The sequence below is a fragment of the Brucella cytisi genome, assembly GCF_038433355.1.
In the GTDB taxonomy this organism is placed as follows: Bacteria; Pseudomonadota; Alphaproteobacteria; order Rhizobiales; family Rhizobiaceae; genus Brucella; species Brucella cytisi.
Genome location: NZ_JBCAUP010000029.1, coordinates 30,955 through 54,089 on the forward strand (window position 1 = coordinate 30,955; position 23,135 = coordinate 54,089).

Here is a 23,135-nt window from a genome sequence, read left to right on the forward strand (position 1 = left end):
ATCAACGAGGCCACAGAGTAATCCCGCGAATTATGATGTCGATTGCCACCTGCGCGCGTACATGACTGGTCCTACTTTGATAGCAAAACTCGTTTACAAACGCGCCTTCGAATTGTCTCTCTACGATTACCACTTGCTTTTGTTATCACTCGGAAAAATGATACGTTCAACCTAAGCGAGCCAAGGATTCGTTTTTGATTGAGCCATTACGAAAATATCGCAAAGACGGTCGTCTCTACGAACGGCGAGCGGAAACGACCGCCGCCCTTTGCCTGCTTGAAAGCTTGTCGTTAGAACAGCTGGTTCAGCGCGCTAAAGTTCGCGCAAAGACCGATCCCCTGTATGTCTCCTCGGAATGCCTCCTCCACCGTATTCGGAAATGTAAACAGCACAACTCCGATCGCCTCTTCGAGTCTCTCTTCCGCATTCTTATGGCGAGAGTGGAGAGCGCGGCGACGCTGCGCAGCGAAATCTATCGTCTTCCAAACGGAAAGATCGCAATCACAGCCTTCGGAACAAAGGTCCGAGATTATGTTGTCGATCGTTTCTTGGCTCGCCTTATTGCCGATCGCGATGGCTACGATGAGCGACTCGACTACTTCGAGGTTAATTTCTCCCACGCGATCGCCAGCTTGCGTGCAACAGCAAAAAAAAGAGCTGCAGACGAAGAAAATCGCTCACAGCGTCTCTCAACAAACGATGATGAAGAGGTATCCGCAGCGGTTGAAAAGGCTGCAGGAGCGTTTGATCCTTTTGAAGTATCAAAAATCGACGATGGAAATTACCGGTTCCGGCTTTTTGCAGCGATCAAGAAGTTAGCTGAGAAAGAGCGCCATGTCGTTGCGTTGCTTCTTAAAGAATATCCAATCGAGTCAAACGACCCCAGCAAGCCCTCAATTTGCAAAATTCTGGGGTGCGTTGAGAAAACGGTAAGGAATCGACGTGACCGCGCCTTTGAAAAACTTAAGACAGCTCTATCAGAGGAAGAGATAGATGCCTGACCAACGCAAAGACAACGCCGAGGAAACACTGGCCGCGTTTGCCGTAGAACCATCTCACGACAAAGCCACGCTTGATCTCTATCTGAAGCAGCACCCAGAGCTGGCGAATGAACTGATCGATTTATCGCTCGAGTTGGAAATGGCTGATCCAACGGAAGAAGACGTTTTCGACACCGACAGTGCGATCGTCAATACCGCGTGGGCAGCGTTTATTGCCGGTGGCGCTACCGACGCGCCGATCACAGCTGCGTCGTTTACTCGTGAAGTTGCCCACAGTTTGGGCATAAAATCGTCTGCGCTGATGGGTCTCCGCGACAAGAAAGTTGAAATCCAGTCGCTGCCAATCGCCTTTTCCACACGCCTATCCAGAGCGCTTGCCACGTCTGTCGAGCGATTGGTGGATTACCTCGCAGGCCCGCAAGCTATGCCGGTTGGCGCTAGCTTCAAATCTGACGCGAAGCCAGAGCAGAAATCGAAGATTTCAATAGAACAGTTGCTCGCTGAATGTGGCCATACTCCTGAGCAGATCGCCAAGATCCTGCGGGAGGATTGAGCATGGATGCCGTCGAGCTGGCGCGACAACGAGCCCAAGAACTCAATAGAGCGGCGGTTCAGGCAGGAGTTGATGCTTGGAGCCCCTACGCATTGAGCCAGCACGAAGCGGCCCGGAGGGGAATTGAGATTGATCGCGTCGCAAAAGGAAGTAGCGTTCTTAACGGAGCGCGTGCCCTCTATGATCCAAGCCTTCCGCTGATTATTCATGAGGAGACCGGGAGCGTCTTTGAGGACGCGTTTCTTGTGGCCCATGAACTTGGTCATGTGGAACTTGGCGACGCCACACTTCGCGACGAAGTCATTTCGATAGATCCGGCACGTGCTGCTGAGATGCCACCAATCGGCGCCGAGCGCGTTGAAGACTACAGCAGGCGCCAGCGTCGCGAGGTCCAAATGGATCTCTTCGCCCGAGAATTTCTCTTTCCCAGGACATTGGCTCGCGAAGCCCACATTTATGAAAAGGCAACTGCCGATGAGATTGCGGAACGGCTAGGCGCCTCCAAAGCTGTCGTGGCACAACAGATGCTAGATGCATTGTTGCTCCCCGAGCCGGTCATCGAAGCGGAAGAGCCGAGAGTCTCGCGCCCGCTCAACAAGCGGCAGAAGGAAGCAGCGGAACACTGGGGGCCAGCCTATCTCCTCGAGGCAGGCCCAGGAACAGGTAAAACGCAAACGCTGGTCGGTCGAATTCTTTGGCTCTTGGATAAAGGGATCGATCCTCGCGGAATCTTGGTCTTGACCTTCTCCAATAAGGCTGCTGGCGAACTGTTCGATCGCGTAGCGCAAGTAAACCCTACCGCCGCAGCCGCCATCTGGATCGGCACGTTCCACGCATTCGGGCTAGATATTATTAGGCGCCATCATGACCGCCTCGGCCTGCCTGACGATCCTAAGATGATCGACAAGGCCGACGCCATTGAATTGCTTGAGGACGAGGCACCTCGGTTAAATCTGGTCCAATTCCGCAATATTAGCGATCCGACAGAGAATCTGGATAAAATATTGGCCGCCATCTCTCGGGCGAAGGACGAATTGGCGAGTCCTGCAGACTTCGACGGGCTTGCACAGGCGATGAAGTTGGCTGCGTCAACGCCTGACGAGGAAAAGGAAGCGGAGCGGCAGATTGAAGTCGCGAACGTTTACCGGCGATATGAGGAGCTTAAGGCCGGATTGAAACGGCTAGACTTTGGTGACCTTGTAGCCCTTCCAATTCAGCTTTTTAACGAAAATGAGGACGTTCGAGCCGCGATTGCCTCAACTTACGAGCACGTCTTGGTCGATGAATATCAGGACGTGAACCGAAGCAGTGTCGCCCTTTTGAAGAAGCTCAAGCCGGGTGGAACCAATCTTTGGGTGGTCGGCGACATAAAGCAATCGATTTACCGCTTCCGTGGGGCGTCCTCCATCAACATGGCGAAATTCGCAACGGGAGATTTCCCTGGTGCGAGTATCGGCCGGCTTGAGGTCAACTATCGCTCGACACAGGAGATCGTGAGTGCCTTTTCAAATTTTGCGGTCAATATGAACGTTGCGCAAGGCCGCGATAGTTCACTCGAAGCACATCGAGGCTCCTCGGGTTGTCCCCCGGAGCACAGGCTGACCGTTTCAGCTCAAAATGAAACAGAAGCTGTAGCTGATGCCATCTCCGAAATGCAAAACCTCGGGATCTCTTACCGAGATCAAGCGGTTCTTTGCACCGGTAACGATCGCCTCGCAAAGATCGGTTCTGCATTGGAAACGTTGAATATCCCAGTGCTTTATCTCGGGAGTATCTTCGAGCGGGAGGAAGTCAAGGACCTCCTATCATTCCTATCGCTTCTGGTAGATCGCAAACCGATGGGTCTCGTGCGCCTTGCGACCATGGACGACTTCGCGATGTCGCTTGAGGACGTTGGTGTTATCTTGGACGCCGTTAGCAAAGGGAAGACACCGAGTCCTATCTGGACTTTTGGGGAACAAGATCTGCCGGACCTTTCCTTTGATGGCAGGAATGCGCTGGCGAAAGCGGCGCGTGCTCTTTCTGGCCTGCACGAGGCCTCGCAGCCATGGGAAGTGCTCGTCTCGCTTTTGCTTGATCGCACTCGAATAGCGGCCGCAATTGCTGAGACAGCGACAATCTCGTCCCGAGCACGCGGAATAGCGATCTGGCAACTTCTCAACTTTTGCCGCACACAGCCTAGTGGCAAAGGCTTGCCTATCAGACGGCTCCTCGATCGAGTGAGGCGCCTTGTTCGTCTTGCCGATGACCGAGATCTACGTCAGTTGCCAAATGCTGCGCAGGGACTCGACGCCGTGCGGCTAATGACCGTACATGGATCCAAGGGCCTTGAGTTTCGAGCGGTTCATTTTCCCGGAATCAGCACTGATAGTATTCCCCGATCACCAAACCATTTTCAGGGCATAGAATCGCCCGACGGTCTCGTTAAGGAGGTGCCGGGCAAGGCGGCGGCGGTTAGATCCGCTGCGCATCTCGATGAGCAGGAATGTCTATTCTATGTCGCCTTGTCTCGGGCAAGAGACCGGCTCTTTCTCTATTCGCCCACAAAGAAGGCAAATGGCCACAGCTGGTCAGTTTCACCGTTTGTAGCGCGACTGATACCTCCAATGGTTCAGCTACCAAAGAACCCAACAGTGCGGCTTCCGACGAAGAGCGAGGAAGTTATCGATCTGCGTTTCGACGGTACGCCGACGTTCAAAGATACTCAGCTGGCCATCTATGAGAAGTGTCCTCGTCGGTTCCTTTACACCTATGTGCTTCAGACGGGCGGCCGGCGAGTTGAGTCCACCTTTATGAAAATGCACGACGCGGTCCAAGACGTGGTTGATTGGATCACAACCTCTGACCCCGTAGCTGTTGTTATTTCCGAAGCCTCCGGTCGGTTGCAAGCCGCGATGACGGCTCACGGTCTCGATGAAAGCGGTTATGTCGATGATTATCTAGCGATCGCCCAAGGGTTGATCTCCAACCTGCTCGACAGCAGGCAAGGTCATTCACTCAAGGTCAACGATGGGCTTTCAATTTCTGCTGGCACGATCAAGGTCGCCGTCCGCGTGGATGAGCTGCTTCAGACGGGCGATGGCAGGATCGTCGCTCGAAGAATACGCACGGGGCATGGAACAAAGGCTTCACAGTCAGATTTGGCAGCCAGCTCCTTCTTTATGGCGGTCCGAGACGCATTTCCGAATGCCACGGTCGAATTGATGAATCTCGCTGACGCCGTACCGATCACGCTCGAATTCGACAAACTTGCCAGCCGTCGTCAGAAGATAGGCGAAGTTGTCGGCGGGGTTGCGAGCGGCCGCTTCCCTGCGAAGCCAAGTAATCGTACATGCCATCGATGCCCTGCCTTTTTCATCTGCGGCCCCGTACCTCCCGGCCCGCTTTCAAAAAAAATCTGACTAAAATTACCGGTCTGCCATTTCCGCTCCGATTAACACTCCAGAGACGCATCGCAATCAAGCGAGCGCTCCTGGAGAAAAAGAAATGTCTGAAATTAACAACTCGGTGGGCTCTGGCAACAAGCCCTTCCATATTCGCTTCACCACTGACGGTATTTCGTATCGCGATGGCTCGATTGGTGATCCGGTCCCTGTGGGGAGCCAGCTCCTTTCGGCAGCCGGCGTCCGTGACGTGGAGAACTACAGCCTCTTCGCCATCCTCCCCAACGGTGAGTTCGAGGATATCCGCCTCGACGAAACCTTCGATCTTCGCGCAAAGGGCGTTGAAACGTTCGCCTACTTTGAGAGCGACCGTTCCTTCAATTTCACGATTGAAAGCCGCCAGATGTCCTGGGGCAAGAATCTGATCAGCGGCAAGGCACTTCGCAACCTGGCCGGTGTCGACGCTCGCTACAGCATCTATCTCGAAGTGCGCGGCGGTCATGATCGCCTGATCGAGGATCACGATCTGGTCGATCTGGCGGGCAAGGGCATCGAGCGCTTCATCACCGTGATCAGTGAAACCACGGAGGGCCTGGAGGCCCTCCCCTCCGCTGACCGTCGCTTTCTGGAAGCGCATGGACTGGCTTATGAGATCATCAAGGATGGCGGTATCGGAGCGGTCGTGATCAAGGATTTTGCCCTTCCTCCGGGCAAGTTCGATCACGACAAGGTCGACGTGATGATCCAGCTTCCGGCGGGTTATCCCGATGCCAGCGTCGATATGTTCTACACGCTGCCCTGGATCAAGCTGAATGCGACAAACACGTACGCGGCGTGCGCGGATGTTCCGCAGCTTTTCGCCGGCGCCAGCTGGCAGCGCTGGTCCCGACATGCGGAATGGCGCGCAGGCATCGACGGCATCCGCACCATGGTGACCCGAGCCCAGATGGCTTTCGAGAAGGCAAAGTGAAATGACGATGCTGGACATTACTCTTCTCGAGCAACATATGCAGATCCTCACGGGCCTGCTTCCGGACGCTACGTCTCCGGAAGCAGCTGCCTACATCCTGTTTGGATCGTCGGATATCGCTGAGGATCCTTGGTCGGGCGACCCGCGTCACCGTCTCGTTTCACATCGGGTCATTGAGATTCCCGCAACAGACATGCTCAGCTCGTCCGGTGTGCATGTGACATGGAGCACCCGCAGCTTCATGCGGATGCTCGGCGACGCTGCGATCGCGGGCAAGATTCCCGCAATCTTTCACACCCATCCGGGCAGTCATGCATTTTTCTCCGATCAGGACGACGCCAATGAGCGAGAGCTTGCGCGGACGGCTCACCAGAAGGGCGCGAGAGGCCTTGTTAGTATCGTTCTCGGCGGAGACGGCTCAGTCTGCGGGCGAATCTGGCATAGCGCCGACGCTTACACCATGGCTGACGCTGTTCAGGTCGTCGGTGGACGATATCGGCGAGATCAACGTTATCTCGCTAAGAGCAGACTCCATCACCACCTGGACCGTCAGCGCCGGCTGTTTGGGCAGAGCTTCAACGACAATCTCTCATCGTTGCGCGTATGCGTCGTCGGGTGCGGCGGTACCGGTAGCCCGGTCTCGCTTCTGTTGGCTCGGCTTGGGGTTGGGCACATATTCCTCGTCGATAAGGACGTGATTGACGAGACAAACCTAAACCGCGTCCATGGAGCACGCCGCGACGATATCGGACGTCCGAAAGTCGAGGTCCTTAAGCGAGAGATCGAATTGATGGGCATCGGATGCCATGTTGAAATCGCGCAGGACTGGGTCAACGTTGCGCGGGTCCGAGATGCGCTCAAGGCATCCGACTTTGTCTTCGGATGCACCGACGACAACTCAGGACGAATTTTGATCAATCGCCTTGCCCATTTTTACGGTATCCCCGTCATCGACGTCGGCTTGCGCATGGTCGCAGCGGCTCAAGGGCATGGACATGATCTCAATGGACGGGTCACGACGGTAGTTCCGGGCCGCCCCTGTTTGATTTGCGGTGGTGTTGTGAACGCCATTCGCGCGCAGGAAGAAGAGCTCGAACGCAATCAGCCGGATGAATTCCAACGCCGTAAGGTCGAGGCCTACGTCGTTGGCGCCGGTGATCCCGCCCCCGCGGTCGTGACGTTTACGACCGAGATGGCATCTGTTGCCGTCGATGAAATGATTGCCGCGCTTACTGGATTTCACGGCGCTGATGGAATGATCCCAACCCGTGTCAGACGCTGGCATGTTCGCGATGATCGGTTTCTGGATATCAAGGCCCGAGAAGGTTGCCCGGTTTGCCAATCCGATGACTCGCGTGGTGCCGGCGATGTATCGCCCTTCCTCGATATGGCAGGGTGAGATCATGCGAAGAACGATAGCACTCACCCTCCGCTTCTTCGGGTTGCTCAAGTTTGACCGGCTTGCGGGGCTCTCGTCCAAATATCCGTCGACCGGCGAGTTGCCAGAAATGGATGTCGTCGTAGTTCGCGATGGCGACGTCGCAAAATGGGCGTGCCTGACGTGCCCCGGCGGTTGCGGTAAGATGATTGCACTTTCGCTTAACCCCACTCGACGGCCGAAATGGCAAGTAACATTGGATTTCTGGAACCGTCCGACGCTCAAACCATCGGTTCACCAGTTAAATGAATGTGGCTGCCACTTCTGGATCACAAAGGGCAAGATCGAATGGTGTCCCGGCGGGCGGCCCACCGCATAGAGAAGAGCGTTTCAAATGGATGAGCAAGTACCCCAAGTTGCGCATTTTCCTTTTCGCGAACAAGCGCGGAAGCACCTTAAATCAGCTGAGGAGCTGCTCTGCGGTGAAGGGCAGCAACTCGTTTACGCCTGCCTCGAGCTTCGTCTAGCAATCGAGGCTATCGTGTATGAAACGCTCCAAGCCTACGAGAAAAATCTGAGCCCCGACGTCGCGGAGGCACATCAACATTGGCAACCCAACAAAGTCCTGGAACTCCTTTCCGCACACGACCGACTCGTCGATACGTCGCTTCGGGTTCAGGTCCGCGAAGTTGGCGAGAATGGCGCCCACGTCGGTGGCCCCCCACTCTTCGATGGAATTGATCGACGCTTAACCGTCAACTGGGTGGAAAAGGCCCATCGATCTCTCGGAAGTTTCCTTCATCAGCGAACCGTTTCCCAGCTCAAGAAAGGGAAGTCGATAGACGAAACTAAACTGAGGACTGAGGCGAACCGCATTCACATCCGGCTCAAGGAGGTTCTGGGATCTGAAGTCTACGGTATCCAATTTGCCGGCGGACTTCCGATTTGTTGCGAAACCTGCGGTTCTGATTTGGCCGCTACGATGGCTTCCCTGCTTCTTGATGGGGTCGCCGATGTGAAGTGTGCAACCTATAACGTCAGTCGCTTGGTGGAAATGGACAAGACAACCGGTGAGCTTAGATACGTCCATAAGATCACGGTCACCGGCTGAATCGTCGGCTCGCGCTGTCGGTGAGGTGTAGTATGCTTCCGGCTACGGTCGGCAAGTCCCTCGAAATTAAGCAGTGAGATTTGTGGCGGCTGGAACGTGGTGGGGGTCAATTTGCAATAACGCCAGAATGGCCGATTTCGCTGGTAGAAAAGCGTCATCATAGCTGAAAGCGTGCCAGTCGATCTCCTGCCGCGCACCTAACCGATCCTGATGCATCTTGTCACGGACGGATTTAATTCCCCGAACCTTGGCTTCGAGATCAAGGTTTCCGTTCGGGTCGGCAACCGCGACAAGAGAAGCAATCCAGTGGTTCGGAGCGATACGCGGGGCATTGGCTCCGTTATTGCCGACATCCCTCAGGCGGAAGGCCGTTCCCAACCCTTCGCAGACGGAAAATGCGCCAACGCAGAACTCGAAGATCATCACGGTATAGTAGGGCTCAAATAGCACCGATGCGTTGCCTGCTCCTCGCGTCGCATGGGGCGTAATCAATCCAGCCTTCATCTCCATACCAACCAAAATGTGCTTTAGGTTGGAACGAAGCCGGCTGCGGACGTTAGCATCGAGAACGTTCGGTATGACCGTTACAAGCCATGCATCCCATTCAGTCGCAGTAGCGAGGGTATGAACGTAGCCGAATTGGCCAGTTTGATACGCGGAAAGATAGTACATTTAGCTCCGGCTCCATAGGACGTCTCTGGTCTACAGAGTGCCTTGTCGTACCAAGGAAAGGAAGCAAACTCATCGTCGTTTAACCTACATGACACCCCACGCCCGAAACCTCCCCCTCCCCGTCATCTCCCTGAGGCCGAGCTCCAAAACGATCCGCCGCGCCGCCTGCGGCGTGACCTCGAGCGTCTTGGCCACCATCCCGGCCGACACCAGCGGCTTTGCCATGACCAGCTCGACCAGCTCCGGCAATTTTGAGGATGTCCGCCGCCCCTCCAGCTTCCGCTCCATGAGCGTGCGGGCCAGCGCCAGTCGGTCATGTTCCTTCATGCCGACCTCGGCGGCCGCCAGAAGCGCGTGGGCGATGGCGAGCAGCCGCGTCTCGCGATCGCGATGCCGGCGCCTATCGACTGGGATGGTTTTGAGGCCGATGTTGATGGCGGCGAGATGGACACCCGATGTAATGCCGGCCTGACGCAGGATGGAGGCTGCAAACAGTCGGCCGAGCCAGGGGGCGTGCTGCAGCACGGAAATTTCGTTCCAGGCATCAAGAGCAATGATCGCCTGCAGCACCGCCGGCAAGTCTTGAGCCTGGCGCAGCACGCCACGCCATTCGTCGAGCCGGGCATCCTCGTCCCAGTCGAGATCATAGATCATCGGATCTCTTTCCGATGTCCGGCTGTCGCCGGCGCGGCCGGGCCGTGTCGCGTCCTCGATCGCGGCCGACGATCGGGCCAGCGTCGCATCGATGGCAGCAAGGTCGACGCCGGGCAGATCTTTGACGTCGTCACCATCCTCCCCCTCCCCATCCGCGTCGATCGCGACAGCCGCTCGAATAACCCCGGCCGTCGTCGCCTGGTCCGCGCCGCCCGACCCGATCTCCGAGGTTTTCCGTAGCGAGCGGATGCCGTCGGCAGAGAGCGCCCAATCCGGGGATTGGCCGGCGACCCGCCGGCGGGTGCGCAGCACGTCGCGGGCGATTGTCAGCTCATGGGTGGGTGTGCGAATATCGCGGGTGGCGTCGTGCAGGACGAGGTCTTCGAGGTGGACGAGCTCGCCGTCGATCCACAGCGAGGCGCAGGCATCGGCGAAATTTTGGCGCTCAAGAAAACCAGCGCCGACCGGCGAGCGGGCTATACTCTCATCAAGACGCGTTAGGGCGACACCGGCGTCGAAAGCCGGCCGCATCAGGGCTGTCATGCTGATTTTCGCGAGATGGTAAGCCATTGAAATCATGGTAAATGATTTGCTAAAGGAACTCTATCTCAAAATTATCATTCCTCACTCCTCATGATGCTCTAGGCCACGCCTAACCATCGATAAGTACAGGTTATCGAAGGTGATTGATTTCAGGGCGCAAATCAGTAAAAATCGGAGCACAGAGCAGCCGTTTAACAGGAGAAAAAGACGCGCAAGAACCTATTCAGAGCGATGCGCTTGCCGGTGACGCGCTCTACGCGCGAGTGCAACGAAACGGTCTCGGATCTCGGCAAACAGCGCCGGTGGTAGCGGACCGTAATAACCGGTATCGTCATCCACCGATCGCAGATCCGGTCCCGGCCAGACAAAGCGATTGCTTTCGCTGAGCACGATCCAGGAACGCTCATCGTCCAGTCCGAGGCGGCGTTTGGTGGCAGCGGGAATTTCAATTGCCTCGTCATCCCGTTGCGGTGGCGTATGGGTCACCGGCAACACCCTGACGACTGGCGATCCGTCTTCCAGTGTCGTCGTGATAGCTAATACGAGAACAGGACGATCCTTGTCGCCCTCTTCCCGTCCCTGCTCGAACTGCCAGTGCCACAAATAGGAGTATCTGAAAATCCAACCGACCTTGGGCTCACTCGGAATCATGCTATTTTTCGTTCAGTTCACGATCGAGATGCTCAAGGCCTGCTTCCATCGAGGCGGCTTCAACAGCTGCGAGATCACCTTCGGTCAGCGTAGCGGTCAATTCGACGCGACGCTCGCGCCGCATCAAACGCAGATAATCCTCATAAGCGAGCAGAACAGTGCGCGGACGACCGTTCTTGGTAATGATAACCGGATCGCGCACGGCAGCGTCCTGATAAGCGCCAAAATTCTTGGAAATGGCTGCGGCTGTTACTGTGGATGTCATGATCAACCTCCGTTTTCCGTAATATACGGACTTCCCGGGTTTCCCGCAAGTTTTTAAATCGAGAAGCATTGTGCAATGACCAGACCAGACCCCTTGCCTTCTAATGTCCATATCCGGGCGGAACAGCTCGATACAATCGCTGCTGTCTTGCCGATGAACCGACGTGACATGCTGGCGGGCATTTTGACAGACGACGATGTCGAGACACTGCGCCATCTGGTCAATGAAGGCATGGGCGAAAACACGCTGCGTGCGCTTGCCTCGGATCTGGCCTATCTCGAAGCCTGGTCGATGGCCGCAACCGGCATCCCCCTCCCCTTCCCCGCGCCGGAGGCCCTGTTGTTGAAATTCGTCGCCCATCATTTATGGCGACCGCGGCAACGCGAGATCGAGCCTGATCACGGCATGCCGGCCGGCGTGGCAGAGGAATTGCGCCGACAAGGCTTTCTGCGTGTACCCGGACCGCATGCTCCGGCAACCGTCCGCCGGCGTCTGGCCAACTGGTCGACGCTCACTCGCTGGCGCGGTCTGGAAGGATCGTTTTCATCGCCTTCCGTCAAATCGGCAATCCGGCTTGCGGTGCGTGCCCTCAACCGGCCGCGCAGCCGCAAGAGTGCCAATGCGATTACCGGCGATATTCTGGGCAAGCTGCTGGCAACCTGTTCCGGCGGGGATCTCACGGCCTTGCGGGATCGGGCTATCCTGATGGTAGCCTTTGCCTCAGGCGGACGAAGGCGCAGTGAAATCGCCAGCTTGCGTATAGAACAGCTTGTCAAACAGGCCCCTGTCACCGACGGGGACGGCGCGACCCTCCCTTCGCTCGGCATTCATCTCGGTCGCACCAAAACCAGTGGCGCCGATCAGGACGAGATCGTCTATCTCACCGGCCGCCCGGTTGAAGCCCTCACCCGCTGGCTGGAAGCGGCAAAAATCGACAAGGGCAGCGTGTTTCGCAAGATCGATCGCTGGGGTAATGTTTCGGCACGGGCGCTGGAACCCAGCGCCATCAACCGGATCGTTAAGCAGCGCGCGCAAATGGCGGGGTTGGAACCGGGGGAGTTTTCTGCGCACGGCCTGCGCTCCGGCTATCTCACCGAAGCGGCCAATCGTGGTATTCCGCTCCCCGAAGCGATGGAACAATCCCGTCATCGTTCGGTGCAACAGGCATCCGATTATTACAACAATGCCAAACGGCGCAGCGGACGGGCATCAAGGCTGCTTTAACACGAACCAGACAATCGAGCCAAAGATCATTCACTATATAGCGAAGCAGCTAAAAGTGTTTCAATCCTAGTCTGTTATGGATTTTCGCTAGGAGCTCCACATCGCTTCTGTTCAACCCTTTTTCTTTTGTCCCCTCATGCGCCCAGCTGTTTCTAAGCGTATTAAAAAGTGAAATCCACTTGATTTTGTCCGCCTTACTATTGAAACCATGTCCGACATCAATGGAAAAATGTTGCTCAAACGATTCTGCACCTTCTTGATTTTCAGGTTTCTTTGACCAGTATTTTTCGATAATGGACTTGTAGTCTTTAATGAAAAACTGATCAGTCCACGGAATTTCACGACGACCAAGTCCGTCTTTATAGTCTTTTTCCATCTGTTCTTTGGCACGCATCTCGCACTCCCGCTGGATGTTGCCTATCTCGATATCCCAATTTTCACCGAATAGCGCTTTCAGTTGCTCGATGATGAAATTCTTCATATGCCGCTCAATCTGGGTGCCTATCTCCCGACCTTGAGTCTGAAGCGCCTTGTCCTGCCGCTCTCGCCAGTCCTGTAATTCCGGCGGATTGTATTCACTGAACCTACTGTTGATGTAGCTCTGAAAATACCGAAGCCAAGTTGCCTCTGCACCACTGCCCAGCTTGCCGGTTAGAACTTCCGCATCTTCTGGCGACATTGCTTTCAACGACTCAAAAAACACCGTCAGGTATCCGGCAATAGCACCAATTCTCTGCGCAGTAGTTGAATTGATTGATAGCGAACCCCTGCCGACTTCAAATGCGTGCAGATCTCCCATTAGAGATATGAAGGCAAAACTGCCTCTATTTGAGAGAATATAAGTATCCAATGCTTCGCTGTCTGGTCCGAGGGCCCCTTCCGCCAGTTCATATCCAGCATTAATAAAGCTCACGGTACGGTTCCGCGCTTTTATCATTTCATCACTGTGCTCGACATTGGCTGAGTCGTATAATGACGCTGCGGTGGTAGCTTCCACGAACTTGTTGCCTTTGGCTTCAGGCAAAAGTTTGCATTTAATCAGCGCGTCAGCAAACGGCTTCGCTTGAAGTACAGCCTTGTCCTCACCCAGTGAAATTTTGCCGTAAAGCGGGCCGGAAGAATCGCCACTCAGAGCCCGAACCACCGACGATCTTAACGCTTTCAGCCGAGAATCCAGTCGAGGGGCATTCCAGTATAGGTCTTCCTCCAATGTGATTCTCAAGGTAGGGCTTACGGCCTTCTGGTTCTCATTAATCTGCATAAACAACTCAAGCTGATCGCTCGGATCAAGGTTCTTGAATGCTACTACGGGTATCGTATTGCTCGATTTGTATCTCGAGTTCGCGTAGCCGTAAATTCTGTGTTGACCATCAATGATATATGCGATCGCAAATGCATTAGGGATCTTCAATATGCCGGTTCGCGAGGCGGTGTCCTTCGAACGCGGTTGACCGTTGAATTCGAGTTTTGTTTCACGTTCGTTGAAATTCAAGATCGCTGAATTTGGAAAAAAGCCGCCGCCATCAATGAACTTGGTTATTCCTTTTAGTCGCGAAGATAACAATAACCTCTGGTAAGTTGGCATTTCGGATTCGTTAGCTCGTGTGCGATGGAGAACAAATCCAATCTTAAGCAGCAAGTGAGGCTCCAGCGAAAACATATAGTATGTTTTCCCCCCCATAGTGCCCTCAATGGCCGGCACCTCAATCTTGTCTTTATTGATGTTTTGCCCTTTCATCATCAATCCCATGAACTGATAATGCGCGGCATCACGATAAGACTTCAGTAAGCTATCAATGTATTGATATGTGTTGTCGTTATAATAAAAACCCCCTGCTTCGACGAGAGCCGTAACATCCGCTGAATCTCGGCTTAACCTCAAATTTCTAGTAGCAAATATGTACTTTAAGCGTCGACCGGAACCAAAAATTTGATCTACAGCTTTTCGATAACCATCCAAGCGGGACTTCAATGACTTGAATTCATTCTCAAAAGACGGAGGCTTCGCCGAGGTTTCGCTAGCTTGGCAATCAACCAGCAAGACACTGTCTTCATTCATCGCAACGATATCAATTCGTTTCTTCTCTGAAGGTGCAGAACCGAAGGGAAGACAAAAATCCTGGTCCACATTCAAGGCACGATAGCCTAACCGGTAGAGCTGACACCACACGTCATCTTTGAATTGGTCGTCGTATGCCTTCTGCTTTCGGAGCCGGGTTTTGGTCTTAAGCGGCTCTCCATATTCCTCCCACCCCTCACAGAGAAATCCCTCGACCAAATCGTGTTCGACGTTCCGCGAATGAAATTTCGAAGATTTGGCAGTAAAGACTTTGCCGAGCTGCGATTTATCACTGCTCATTTTTAAACGAAGCCCAGCGGCTTCAGCAGGTTCAATAAACGACAACATATCCCCCAAACAGTCAGCGACGTGCGCGTTAGAAAGTAAATAATGCTTCGGTAGTGGCCCGCCGCGAACCATTTGTCCCCGATATCACCGAAGGCCGCGAAACGACTGTCGGTGTTCCAAGCTCAGCATAAAGCTTGTGAATACTGGCGTGATCTGCGTTAGTTAGGACAACCCGAGCACCGCGCTGTATAGCACCACGGACAGACATCATTAATCGCTTCTGATCCTCCCACGTGAAGATCTTCTGATTGTATTTGACGAAGCCATTAAAATTGTGAGCAGTGGTGTAAGGTGGGTCAATAAAAAGCAAATCACCTTCAGTGGCCTCTCCCACAACGGTTTCAAAGTCACCCGCCCGAAGATCTGCTCCCACTAGTATTTTGCTAGCCTGTTCGAAATCATCATCTAGCAATGTAATCTGAGTTTTAGTCCCTATGGGGACATTGAATTGCCCTCTGAGATTCTCGCGATAAAGCCCGTTGAAACATGTTCGATTCAGATAAAGGAATTGGGCAGCACGTAAGTGCGTACTGGAATGTTGACGGCTCCGCTCCTCATAATAGAAATCTTTCGAATGTCTTTCTTGAAATTCGGCTAGACTCTCTTGCACCAAAGGCCATTCGTCACGAATAGACTGGTATGTAGCAATCAGTCGCTCATTCACATCGGAAATAATCGCATGTTTCGGAGCGAGATGAAAGAAAACGGCGCCGCCGCCTAAGAATGGTTCAATATAACGACCAGAGTATGCTGGTAGAGAAAAACTTGGATCATTGAGAAGCCATCTCTTCCCGCCGGCCCACTTGATAAACGGTTTCAAACTATGCCCCCACTGCGAGACTCTTGCTCTCGGTCTATTATTGCGAGCAGATTCTCCTTACGCAAGATCTCGATTGAAATTGTCCGTTATGAACCAGTCTGGGATTAGCCTATTTACACCATTACACTATCCCTGCCGTCGGCACGTCGACGAAAAACGCGACGCTCAGTGCTGATCTAACCGCACACAGCACCCATCAACTTTAAGGCTTGTCCGATACAAATACCCGCATAATCCTCGGCCCTAACGTTCGATCTGAACAGAGCGTGGCCTATTCTAGACTATTAGACATGAGCGCAACCTGTAAGCTATCGCCGAGCACAACATTCGATCGGAATTTACCAGCTAGCGCACAAGGCAGTATGGCGGCGATCACGCTGATGTTGGCCATGGCCAACTCCGGTTTTCTCCTGGTAAATAATTGAAAACCTTACAATTTGCCATGGTTTACGAATCGTGTAATTTTAGATACGGATTTTTCGCAAATTCTGCTTATAAAGCGCATCGACAGGAGTTATTCGATGCTACAAGACAAAAGCGCTTTTGCGCAACTTTCGTCAGATGCGCGTATTCAGCGGCATGCCAAGCAGCTTTCGAAGCAATTGCAATTGCTTCGCGAAAGATTGTTCCCGCCGACGGCGGAAAAGTTACTCAGGACTTTCACGTCCGGAGAAGCAGCGCAGCTCGTCGGCGTATCAGATGGCTTTCTTCGTACATTGTCAAATGAAGGTCGAGGGCCGATTCCGGACCAGTCCGCTTCTGGACGGAGATCGTACACGCTCGCGCAGGTAAATGAATTGCGTGAGTATATGGCGAAAGCCAAACCGAAGGATGCTTTAAACTATCTTCCCCGGCGACGATCGGGCGAGAAACTGCAAACGATCGCGGTTTCAAACTTCAAAGGCGGCAGCGCAAAGACCACAACAACAATTTATCTCGCCCAGTACCTGGCTTTGCAGGGATATCGCGTCCTGGCCATCGATCTCGATCCTCAGGCTTCCCTCTCGACTATGCTCGGCATCCAGCCAGAATTTGATCTCGGTGAAGGTGATACACTTTACGGCGCTATCCGTTATGACGATCAAAAGCGTCCCATGAAAGATATCATACGGAAGACGTACTTTACTGGCCTCGATCTGGTTCCGGGCAATCTTGAACTCATGGAGTTTGAACACGAAACGCCAACTGCGCTTTTAGAGCGAAAGACATCAAATGCAGATATTTTCTTCAAGCGCGTTGGCAATGCGCTCAGCGAAGTGGAGGCAGATTACGATATCGTCGTTATCGATTGCCCCCCACAGCTTGGATATCTGACACTCGGAGCCGTTTGTGCTGCGACCAGCATTCTGATCACGGTCCATCCTCAAATGGTGGACGTCGCTTCCATGTCGCAGTTTCTGTTAATGACTTCCGATCTGTTGTCGGTCGTACATAAGGCAGGCGGAGAGCTGCAGCATGACATGATCAAATACGTTATTACGCGCCATGAACCACATGATGGGCCCCAAGCACAAATTGCAGGTTTGTTGAGAAGCCTGTTTGGTGAAGAAGTTCTCGCAGCGACTGTTCTGAAGTCTACCGCAATTTCGGACGCAGGTCTCAGCAAGCAGACGCTATACGAGATCGAGAAAGGCCAGGTTCGGCGGCAAACATATGATCGCGCTATCGAATCGTTGAACGCGGTGAACGGGGAAATTCTGGCCGGAATCAACAACGCATGGAGGAGACCATGAGCCGCAAGAATATGCTCGCTGATATGATCGCCGCCACGGCGCAAGAGGCATCGCAGGATGATAGCATAGACGAGTTGGCCATGGCCAACTCAGACAACGCCCCACAAAACGAGAAACGTGTATTGGCCGGATCAGTCAGAACGATGGGGCTGGCCCTGGATCGCATTGAAAATGAGAGCAAGGCACTTCATGAAGCCTTGGCGTCCGGTGAAATTGTTATAGAACTCGAGCCTAACCTCATTGAAGGTTCGTTTATTCGAGATCGCTTGGACAGCGACCTAAATGAGAATGACGAACTGGTGCAGTCCATCCTGGCAAACGGACAGGAAGTTCCTATTCTGGTTCGCCGGCACCCAAATAAATCGGACCGCTTCCAGGTTGCGTATGGTCATCGAAGACTGGCCGCTCTTCGACTGCTCAATAGAAAGGTGCGAGCGGTTGTTCGAACACTAAGCGATGACCAGTTAGTGGTCGCACAAGGTGTCGAGAACACAGCTCGCAAAGATTTAAGTTATATCGAGAAGGCACTTTTTGCATTTGGTTTAGAGCAGAAAGGATTTTCGCGCAGCATCATTGGTCAAGCAGTTTCGCTGGATAAGGGAGAGCTTTCAAAGCTGATTTCTGTCGCCAAGCGCGTCCCTGACGATTTGATCAGGAGGATTGGGGCAGCTCCTGCCGCTGGCCGACGTCGTTGGCAAGACCTTGCTGATCTACTCGAAGATTCTCAAAAGCTCGAAACGGCTTATGGTCTGAGCTCTGATCTGCAGTTTCATAAGCTTAATACTGACGACAGGTTCACTACACTCCTCAGGACATTAGCAGTCCGCACGAAAAAGGAACCCATCCCGTCAAGATCGTGGAACTCTCAGGATAGAGAGGCGACTTTCAATGTCACCCATAAATCGAAGAGAGTTTCCATTGAACTATCAAATACGAACGGAGTTGTGTTCGGAGAATGGTTATCGAACCATCTGGATTCTCTCTATGAGGAGTTCCAGCGCTCTAAAAAACTGAACAACGGAGATTAACACCAAAAGAAAAAGGCCCCCAAACGTTGCCGTCGTGGAAGCCTCTCTCAAAGTTCTGACAAACTGAGAATCGCATTTCTACGAATCGCTGTCAAGAGTCACAGGCGTCATTTTGGCGGGTGGATTTCTTTTGCCTTTTGAAAGGTAAGAGGAAATGCAAGCTCTGGAGACTGCCACGTCCACACTTCGTGGACGAATGAAGATGTCTGCCCAAAATTCCAATCTGCACAAAACACATTCTATGGGCGTAAACAGGTGGGTGAATTACAAACAGCTCTGTGTAGCCAAATCAGCATTTGGTCTGAATGATCGATGTCTTGCCGTGCTCAGTTCGCTTTTGTCTTTTCTCCCGCAAGACGACATGAATGAGAAAAACGGTCTGGTCGTTTTTCCATCCAATCGCCAGCTTTCGCTCCGGGCTCACGGTATGCCGGAATCAACGCTTCGCCGCCATCTCGCTTCGCTGGTCGAAGCAAGGATCATCGCGCGTAAAGATAGCCCGACGCGCAAACGCTATGCTCATAAGGACAAGGAAGGCGGCGTTGCGCTTGCCTTTGGCTTCTCTTTTGCCCCTTTCCTCGCTCGCGCGTCTGAAATTGCTGAGATCGCAGAAAAGATTCTGGCTGATCAAAGAGCTCTAAAGCGAATTCGCGATGAGGTGTCCGTCGTTCGTCGGGATATTGCATCTGCTTTTTCAGAAAACTCCGATGCGTCCGGTCACCTCTGTGAAGTTCTCGACGCGCTCTTCATTCGCTTTCGTGAAGTGGTGGATACCATTCCACGCCGAGCCTCTCTCGGCGAACTGCAAGCCATCAAAGCCAATCTCGAAGCTATTGGCGATGAAATGTCTATCGCATTGAAAAGTATGGAAATTGCGCCAGAAGTAAGCGGCAGCGTCGCTCAATATGAGCGGCAGTATATTGAATCCCTGCCAGAATCCCTTTTTGAATCTCAAAACATCAAAATGAACGATTTGAAGCCGCTTTCTTCGGATGCGACAGTTTCTGAGAACGTTGAAAAAGAACGTCGTGTTGCAGTACCACCGCCCCTTTCTCTTGATCAGGTGCTTCGAACCTGTCCGGATATTCGTGAATATGGAGCCAACCGGATCAGCTCATGGCGTGAACTTCATGACGCATCACGATTAGTCTCCGGTTTCCTTGGTATCAGCAGCTCAGCCTACCAGGAAGCAGTAGCCTTTATGGGAGCACAATGTGCATCGACAGTCATTGCCTGGATTCTTCAGAAAGTGGCGAGCATCAATTCCCCTGGGGGCTATTTGCGATCCCTAACCCAAAAAGCGAGGGTAGAGCGCTTTTCGGTAAGTCAGCTTCTGTTTTCAGGGATGAGGACCAATGGACGTCTCGCTTCGACCTCCCCCTGATCTCCACACGTCAATAGAACGACGATCTGCGTTCATTCTGTGAAAACCACCATAACACCAGCCTTGACGATCTTCGCAAGTTCCTCTGCGTCCCAGTTGGTGAGGCGCACACAACCATGACTTGACGTCTTGCCGATGCGCGAAGGATCAGGGGTACCATGAATACCGTAAGTGGGTTTGGAAAGCGCAATCCACACTGTTCCGACCGGGCCATTTGGCCCGGGTGGAATTGTCAGGACTTTTTCGTTGGCGCCTTGTTTGAAATTTATTCTGGGGTTGTAGGTATAATTGGGATTGATCGCTATTCGTTTGACCTGGACCGTGCCTGATGGGGACGGGGTATCCGAAGAGCCAATTGTGGACGGATAGGCTACCTTCAGCTTACCATCTGCGCCATAGCCGCGAACCTGCTTGCGGCGTTTATCTGCTACGATGTGGGCAATCGAAACGCGTTTGACTTTTCCGAGATTGGGAACTCTGATGACCGAACCTGGTTGATTGAAGTTAACTCCAGGATTGATCTCTTTTAGAAAACTCTCATCGATTTGAAACCGCTCGCCAAGCATTTCCGTGACCGAGGTATAAGCCATTGCAGGCAATTGAGCCTTCAAAGCGTAATCCGCGGGAATTTCTGCCACAAATTGCCTGCCAACGTCCTCGTTGGTGATGACGTAGTCCTTGAAAGCTGGTCCGCCGGTATTTTCCAGTTCCCATTGAACCGCAGACGGATCAGCCGGATTGATAAATCGGCCCGTGATCTCGCCAAAAGCGGCAGATGCCTTGTCGACATTGCTTCCAGAACGTCCATCAATAGCGCCAGGCGATGCGCCTGCCCTGTCCAACATGATCTGATAGGCTGCAATTTGTTCTTTGGCACCTACCCCTTCTGGCATTTCTATCGCAGGCGCCATATCGTCGGTCGTCGGAACATAGGTTGTTGAAATTTCCTGGTGTGTCTGTTGAGAGTGATTGATGCTGCCGGTGGTCATCTGATCCAACCCGGTTTCGGTCGCTGCGTCTGATCCCACTGACACAACTGGTCGGATATCTTTTACCAGCAAAAGCAATCCGTGGCTGGGGCGCTGGTTGAATAAGAGCGACGAGAAATGCGGTTGGCGCAGGTCAAAAGACTGTCGTGCGACTTCATGGTCAAAAAACAGCGTTGCTGCTTTGCACGAACCGACAAGCACGCTGGAAAATACAACGAAACTCAATGTGAATTTAGATAAAGGAGCGAACTGGGACATATCGTAGGCCTGATTGGACCTGATAAGTATTCGCTGAATTATAGTTAAATATTCGTTTCAGCCATTTTATTACAATCAAAATATGGATGAACACAGGCTGTTACCCATCTTATTGGCATGTCAGCTATGCGAAACTGGCTCTTCTGTCCGCGTCGGCTCAAACCTATATGGTGTCTGCAAGACAAAGAGAAAGATTTTAGGAGAGAGAAATGAACCTGATCCGCTCGTACAGCAACTGGCGCCGTTACCGTAACACCGTCAACGAACTTAGCCGCCTGAATGCACGTGAACTGAACGATTTGGGCATCATGGCTTCGGAAATTCCTTCCATTGCCCGTCAGGCCGCACACCGCTAATGATTTCTGGATACCGCTGAGGCCGTTCCTCCTGGTTCCTCGGCGTTCAAAGACCAGACCTCCTCCTCCCATGATCTGGTCTTTCCCATAAACACCCGTCGCTCTTTCCGCGGCGGGTTTTCTTTTGGTATTGCTTGCAGCGCAAGTGCAGTCGGAAGCAATCATCTTGTTGCATGTGAACTGTTTGCTGCAGAAGTTGATGCCCGTCGCAGAGCAAGAGTATGTCTGCAAGAGAAATCGCGCTCAATCTCACCTGGATTTTTACGAAGCGCTTGAGGCGTTCAGACAGAAGAACTGATCTGATATGATCACTGGCTTCCGCAAGCACTTCAGACGCATCGTCTCAACTGCCGCTGGTATTTGGAGTCGGACAAGCGTTGGCGCGCGTGATGGGTCGCAAGCAATAGTTGCTCAACGTATTTGAACATCCGGAAAGCGACCTGATCCGGTGAGCCGGGCACGAGATAAGATGCAGCGGATTTCACCTGACGAGGATAGAATGAGATTTCGAGAATGCTTCCTGTACGGCGCCGTGGGTTTTTCTGCGATGGTGTCATCATCCAAAGCACAGGAGGTTGAATTCGATCACACAAATCTGGACTTGGCGAAGCTGATTGAATGCCGTGCGACGGTCCCTGAATACAGTCGCCCAGGTACATGGTTGAAAATGGAGCCGCAGGCACTGGAGAAGCTCGGCTGGCAACAGGCTGACAGCGGCAATCAGTTCATAGAACATTATCGCCTCGATAAGCCGGTGGCCGTTTTCGAGACGCAGCCCAGAGATATTGCCTTTGCAGGCTACGCTTTACTTGCTGTCCTCGATCATGATGCGGAGCACGATCTGTCCAGATTGCTCGGTGTCCCGACGCTCTTCGACCATTCGGGCGGGTTCGAACGGGTTATCACCGAGGGTACAGACGAATCCAATGCGTTGATCGCTGTAAAGACACGTGTCAGCGTTCAGGTTTCTACGGTCGAAAGTGATCCTGGACAGATTCTCGCCGGGTGCACTTACAGTTTCAGTCTTGATGTACAGGGCAGACTGTGCCGCTGCGTAATGCCATTGACCAAAGTTTGCATATAAATTTTGGTCAGAACCGTAAAACCAGATGCCCGACTCAACATCTAAAAGCTCGACCGAATCCAAGACCGGATCGCCAAGGCCGCACCGTCCGGGGTTTGGTCGCGGGCTGATTTTATCGACATCGGCACACCGAATGTCGTCGAAAAAGCGCTTCAGCCACTCGTGCGACACGGCGCCCCTATCGTGGTACAAGCCAGACATAAGGGGGCTGAAGTCGACGATACGATCCTGCTTGATGTCAGAGAAGGTGATTACGGGGTGCCAAGCCAGATCGAGGACGACGAGCTGCTCAACCTGGTCATGCCGAAGCCTGAAATGTTTGAGTATGTCGAGGAGCGCCGCCTTTTCTACATTGCGTTGACACGCGCAAGTCGTGGCGTGTTCCTGCTCACGAACAGCCGTAAACCATCCAGATCGGAAATCGCCGGGACAAATCTGCGTTTCGAGACCGTCGATGGCGGTCCCCTGCATCAATGTCCCACATGGGGCCGGGACAAGAGCAGTCAAAAATCGTACGTTAAGCCCGAACACACGATGAGACTGCGATCAGTTCCGGTTCGGGCCAAAACAACGCCCGGACGGCTACTTCCGCTGTCCGGATTGCCCCTGACCGATGTGTAGTGCCACGTTGAACCAAGTTCCCACGCTGATGTGGCGGCTTTCGCAGAAAG

General features: G+C 53.2%; 21 protein-coding genes and 1 pseudogene. 15 read left to right on the forward strand and 7 right to left on the reverse strand.

Annotation, left to right across the window (positions count from 1 at the left end):
* Positions 1-194: 194 nt before the first annotated feature.
* The 7 genes from AAE521_RS22240 to AAE521_RS22270 all read left to right on the forward strand — a co-directional run bounded on the left by AAE521_RS22240 (position 195) and on the right by AAE521_RS22270 (position 8,396).
* Positions 195-1,001 carry an RNA polymerase sigma factor gene (locus tag AAE521_RS22240; RefSeq protein WP_342062509.1) on the forward strand — a complete coding sequence of 269 codons (807 nt, stop codon included), beginning with the start codon at positions 195-197 and terminating at the stop codon, positions 999-1,001.
* Positions 994-1,554 (forward strand): hypothetical protein, encoded by a 561-nt coding sequence (locus AAE521_RS22245; RefSeq protein ID WP_063947582.1) that lies wholly within the window; start codon positions 994-996, stop codon positions 1,552-1,554. The genes AAE521_RS22240 and AAE521_RS22245 overlap by 8 nt, the downstream gene beginning before the upstream one ends.
* A 2-nt stretch (positions 1,555-1,556) precedes the next feature.
* Positions 1,557-4,955 (forward strand): UvrD-helicase domain-containing protein, encoded by a 3,399-nt coding sequence (locus tag AAE521_RS22250; RefSeq protein ID WP_342062510.1) that lies wholly within the window; start codon positions 1,557-1,559, stop codon positions 4,953-4,955.
* An 85-nt stretch (positions 4,956-5,040) separates the two neighbouring features.
* Positions 5,041-5,907, forward strand: a complete 867-nt coding sequence (locus AAE521_RS22255; protein ID WP_342062511.1) for a multiubiquitin domain-containing protein — start codon at positions 5,041-5,043, stop codon at positions 5,905-5,907.
* Position 5,908: 1 nt separating this feature from the next.
* Entirely contained in the window at positions 5,909-7,306 is a 1,398-nt protein-coding gene (locus AAE521_RS22260; protein ID WP_342062512.1) for a ThiF family adenylyltransferase, read from the forward strand.
* Positions 7,307-7,310: 4 nt separating this feature from the next.
* On the forward strand, positions 7,311-7,664 hold the full coding sequence (locus AAE521_RS22265) for a ubiquitination-like system serine protease family protein (protein WP_077224608.1): 354 nt from the start codon (positions 7,311-7,313) through the stop codon (positions 7,662-7,664).
* A 15-nt stretch (positions 7,665-7,679) separates the two neighbouring features.
* Positions 7,680-8,396 (forward strand): hypothetical protein, encoded by a 717-nt coding sequence (locus AAE521_RS22270; protein WP_342062513.1) that lies wholly within the window; start codon positions 7,680-7,682, stop codon positions 8,394-8,396.
* A 66-nt stretch (positions 8,397-8,462) separates the two neighbouring features.
* On the opposite strand, the gene AAE521_RS22275 is transcribed toward AAE521_RS22270, so the two are convergent.
* From AAE521_RS22275 to AAE521_RS22290, 4 genes are all read right to left on the reverse strand, one after another.
* Positions 8,463-9,068, reverse strand: coding sequence for a hypothetical protein (locus AAE521_RS22275; protein WP_307159670.1), 606 nt, complete (start codon positions 9,066-9,068; stop codon positions 8,463-8,465).
* A gap of 84 nt (positions 9,069-9,152) precedes the next feature.
* A complete protein-coding gene (locus AAE521_RS22280; protein WP_342062514.1) occupies positions 9,153-10,301 on the reverse strand; it encodes an RHE_PE00001 family protein in 1,149 nt (382 codons plus the stop codon).
* Between the two features lie 183 nt (positions 10,302-10,484).
* A complete protein-coding gene (locus AAE521_RS22285; protein ID WP_342062515.1) occupies positions 10,485-10,916 on the reverse strand; it encodes a plasmid maintenance toxin (PemK-like) in 432 nt (143 codons plus the stop codon).
* Position 10,917: 1 nt separating this feature from the next.
* Complete coding sequence (locus AAE521_RS22290) at positions 10,918-11,181, reverse strand: type II toxin-antitoxin system Phd/YefM family antitoxin (protein ID WP_342062516.1); 264 nt, start codon at positions 11,179-11,181, stop codon at positions 10,918-10,920.
* Positions 11,182-11,256: 75 nt separating this feature from the next.
* Here AAE521_RS22290 and AAE521_RS22295 point away from each other — a divergent pair, with 75 nt between their 5' ends.
* Positions 11,257-12,405, forward strand: a complete 1,149-nt coding sequence (locus AAE521_RS22295; RefSeq protein WP_342062517.1) for a site-specific integrase — start codon at positions 11,257-11,259, stop codon at positions 12,403-12,405.
* Between the two features lie 49 nt (positions 12,406-12,454).
* Here AAE521_RS22295 and AAE521_RS22300 read toward each other — a convergent pair whose 3' ends face one another.
* Together AAE521_RS22300 and AAE521_RS22305 are read right to left on the reverse strand one after the other, a co-directional pair.
* Complete coding sequence (locus AAE521_RS22300) at positions 12,455-14,812, reverse strand: DGQHR domain-containing protein (protein ID WP_342062518.1); 2,358 nt, start codon at positions 14,810-14,812, stop codon at positions 12,455-12,457.
* 28 nt (positions 14,813-14,840) lie between these two features.
* Positions 14,841-15,632, reverse strand: coding sequence for a DNA adenine methylase (locus AAE521_RS22305; RefSeq protein ID WP_342062519.1), 792 nt, complete (start codon positions 15,630-15,632; stop codon positions 14,841-14,843).
* 521 nt (positions 15,633-16,153) lie between these two features.
* On the opposite strand from AAE521_RS22305, the gene repA reads away from it, so the two are divergent.
* The 3 genes from repA (at position 16,154) to repC (ending at position 19,777) form a co-directional block, all read left to right on the forward strand.
* Positions 16,154-17,365, forward strand: a complete 1,212-nt coding sequence (gene repA / locus AAE521_RS22310) for a plasmid partitioning protein RepA (RefSeq protein ID WP_342062520.1) — start codon at positions 16,154-16,156, stop codon at positions 17,363-17,365.
* Entirely contained in the window at positions 17,362-18,393 is a 1,032-nt protein-coding gene (gene repB / locus AAE521_RS22315) for a plasmid partitioning protein RepB (protein ID WP_342062521.1), read from the forward strand. Before repA ends, repB begins: the two co-directional genes overlap by 4 nt.
* A gap of 154 nt (positions 18,394-18,547) precedes the next feature.
* On the forward strand, positions 18,548-19,777 hold the full coding sequence (repC, locus tag AAE521_RS22320; protein ID WP_342062522.1) for a plasmid replication protein RepC: 1,230 nt from the start codon (positions 18,548-18,550) through the stop codon (positions 19,775-19,777).
* A 32-nt stretch (positions 19,778-19,809) separates the two neighbouring features.
* Here the strand turns inward: repC and AAE521_RS22325 are convergent, their stop codons facing one another.
* Positions 19,810-21,024: a L,D-transpeptidase gene (locus AAE521_RS22325; RefSeq protein ID WP_374865060.1), complete on the reverse strand. Its 1,215-nt coding sequence runs from the start codon at positions 21,022-21,024 to the stop codon at positions 19,810-19,812.
* A gap of 209 nt (positions 21,025-21,233) precedes the next feature.
* Here AAE521_RS22325 and AAE521_RS22330 point away from each other — a divergent pair, with 209 nt between their 5' ends.
* From AAE521_RS22330 to AAE521_RS26830, 4 genes and pseudogenes are all read left to right on the forward strand, one after another.
* Positions 21,234-21,380, forward strand: a complete 147-nt coding sequence (locus tag AAE521_RS22330) for a DUF1127 domain-containing protein (RefSeq protein ID WP_071633982.1) — start codon at positions 21,234-21,236, stop codon at positions 21,378-21,380.
* 499 nt (positions 21,381-21,879) lie between these two features.
* Positions 21,880-22,464: a hypothetical protein gene (locus tag AAE521_RS22335; protein WP_342062523.1), complete on the forward strand. Its 585-nt coding sequence runs from the start codon at positions 21,880-21,882 to the stop codon at positions 22,462-22,464.
* A gap of 25 nt (positions 22,465-22,489) precedes the next feature.
* Positions 22,490-22,671 (forward strand): annotated as a pseudogene (locus AAE521_RS26825) (DUF6088 family protein); the annotation flags it as partial.
* Positions 22,648-23,085 (forward strand): 3'-5' exonuclease, encoded by a 438-nt coding sequence (locus AAE521_RS26830; RefSeq protein ID WP_342062524.1) that lies wholly within the window; start codon positions 22,648-22,650, stop codon positions 23,083-23,085. The pseudogene AAE521_RS26825 and the gene AAE521_RS26830, both read left to right, overlap by 24 nt.
* Positions 23,086-23,135 lie beyond the last annotated feature (50 nt).

Bases quoted from the DNA above. Each gene is read 5' to 3' on its own strand.
- AAE521_RS22245 (WP_063947582.1), top strand. From the start codon at position 994: ATGCCTGACCAACGCAAAGACAACGCCGAGGAAACACTGGCCGCGTTT.
- AAE521_RS22250 (WP_342062510.1), top strand. From the start codon at position 1,557: ATGGATGCCGTCGAGCTGGCGCGACAACGAGCCCAAGAACTCAATAGA.
- AAE521_RS22255 (WP_342062511.1), top strand. From the start codon at position 5,041: ATGTCTGAAATTAACAACTCGGTGGGCTCTGGCAACAAGCCCTTCCAT.
- AAE521_RS22260 (WP_342062512.1), top strand. From the start codon at position 5,909: ATGACGATGCTGGACATTACTCTTCTCGAGCAACATATGCAGATCCTC.
- AAE521_RS22265 (WP_077224608.1), top strand. From the start codon at position 7,311: ATGCGAAGAACGATAGCACTCACCCTCCGCTTCTTCGGGTTGCTCAAG.
- AAE521_RS22270 (WP_342062513.1), top strand. From the start codon at position 7,680: ATGGATGAGCAAGTACCCCAAGTTGCGCATTTTCCTTTTCGCGAACAA.
- AAE521_RS22275 (WP_307159670.1), bottom strand. From the start codon at position 9,068: ATGTACTATCTTTCCGCGTATCAAACTGGCCAATTCGGCTACGTTCAT.
- AAE521_RS22280 (WP_342062514.1), bottom strand. From the start codon at position 10,301: ATGATTTCAATGGCTTACCATCTCGCGAAAATCAGCATGACAGCCCTG.
- AAE521_RS22285 (WP_342062515.1), bottom strand. From the start codon at position 10,916: ATGATTCCGAGTGAGCCCAAGGTCGGTTGGATTTTCAGATACTCCTAT.
- AAE521_RS22290 (WP_342062516.1), bottom strand. From the start codon at position 11,181: ATGACATCCACAGTAACAGCCGCAGCCATTTCCAAGAATTTTGGCGCT.
- AAE521_RS22295 (WP_342062517.1), top strand. From the start codon at position 11,257: ATGACCAGACCAGACCCCTTGCCTTCTAATGTCCATATCCGGGCGGAA.
- AAE521_RS22300 (WP_342062518.1), bottom strand. From the start codon at position 14,812: ATGTTGTCGTTTATTGAACCTGCTGAAGCCGCTGGGCTTCGTTTAAAA.
- repA (WP_342062520.1), top strand. From the start codon at position 16,154: ATGCTACAAGACAAAAGCGCTTTTGCGCAACTTTCGTCAGATGCGCGT.
- repB (WP_342062521.1), top strand. From the start codon at position 17,362: ATGAGCCGCAAGAATATGCTCGCTGATATGATCGCCGCCACGGCGCAA.
- repC (WP_342062522.1), top strand. From the start codon at position 18,548: ATGCAAGCTCTGGAGACTGCCACGTCCACACTTCGTGGACGAATGAAG.
- AAE521_RS22325 (WP_374865060.1), bottom strand. From the start codon at position 21,024: ATGTCCCAGTTCGCTCCTTTATCTAAATTCACATTGAGTTTCGTTGTA.
- AAE521_RS22330 (WP_071633982.1), top strand. From the start codon at position 21,234: ATGAACCTGATCCGCTCGTACAGCAACTGGCGCCGTTACCGTAACACC.
- AAE521_RS22335 (WP_342062523.1), top strand. From the start codon at position 21,880: ATGAGATTTCGAGAATGCTTCCTGTACGGCGCCGTGGGTTTTTCTGCG.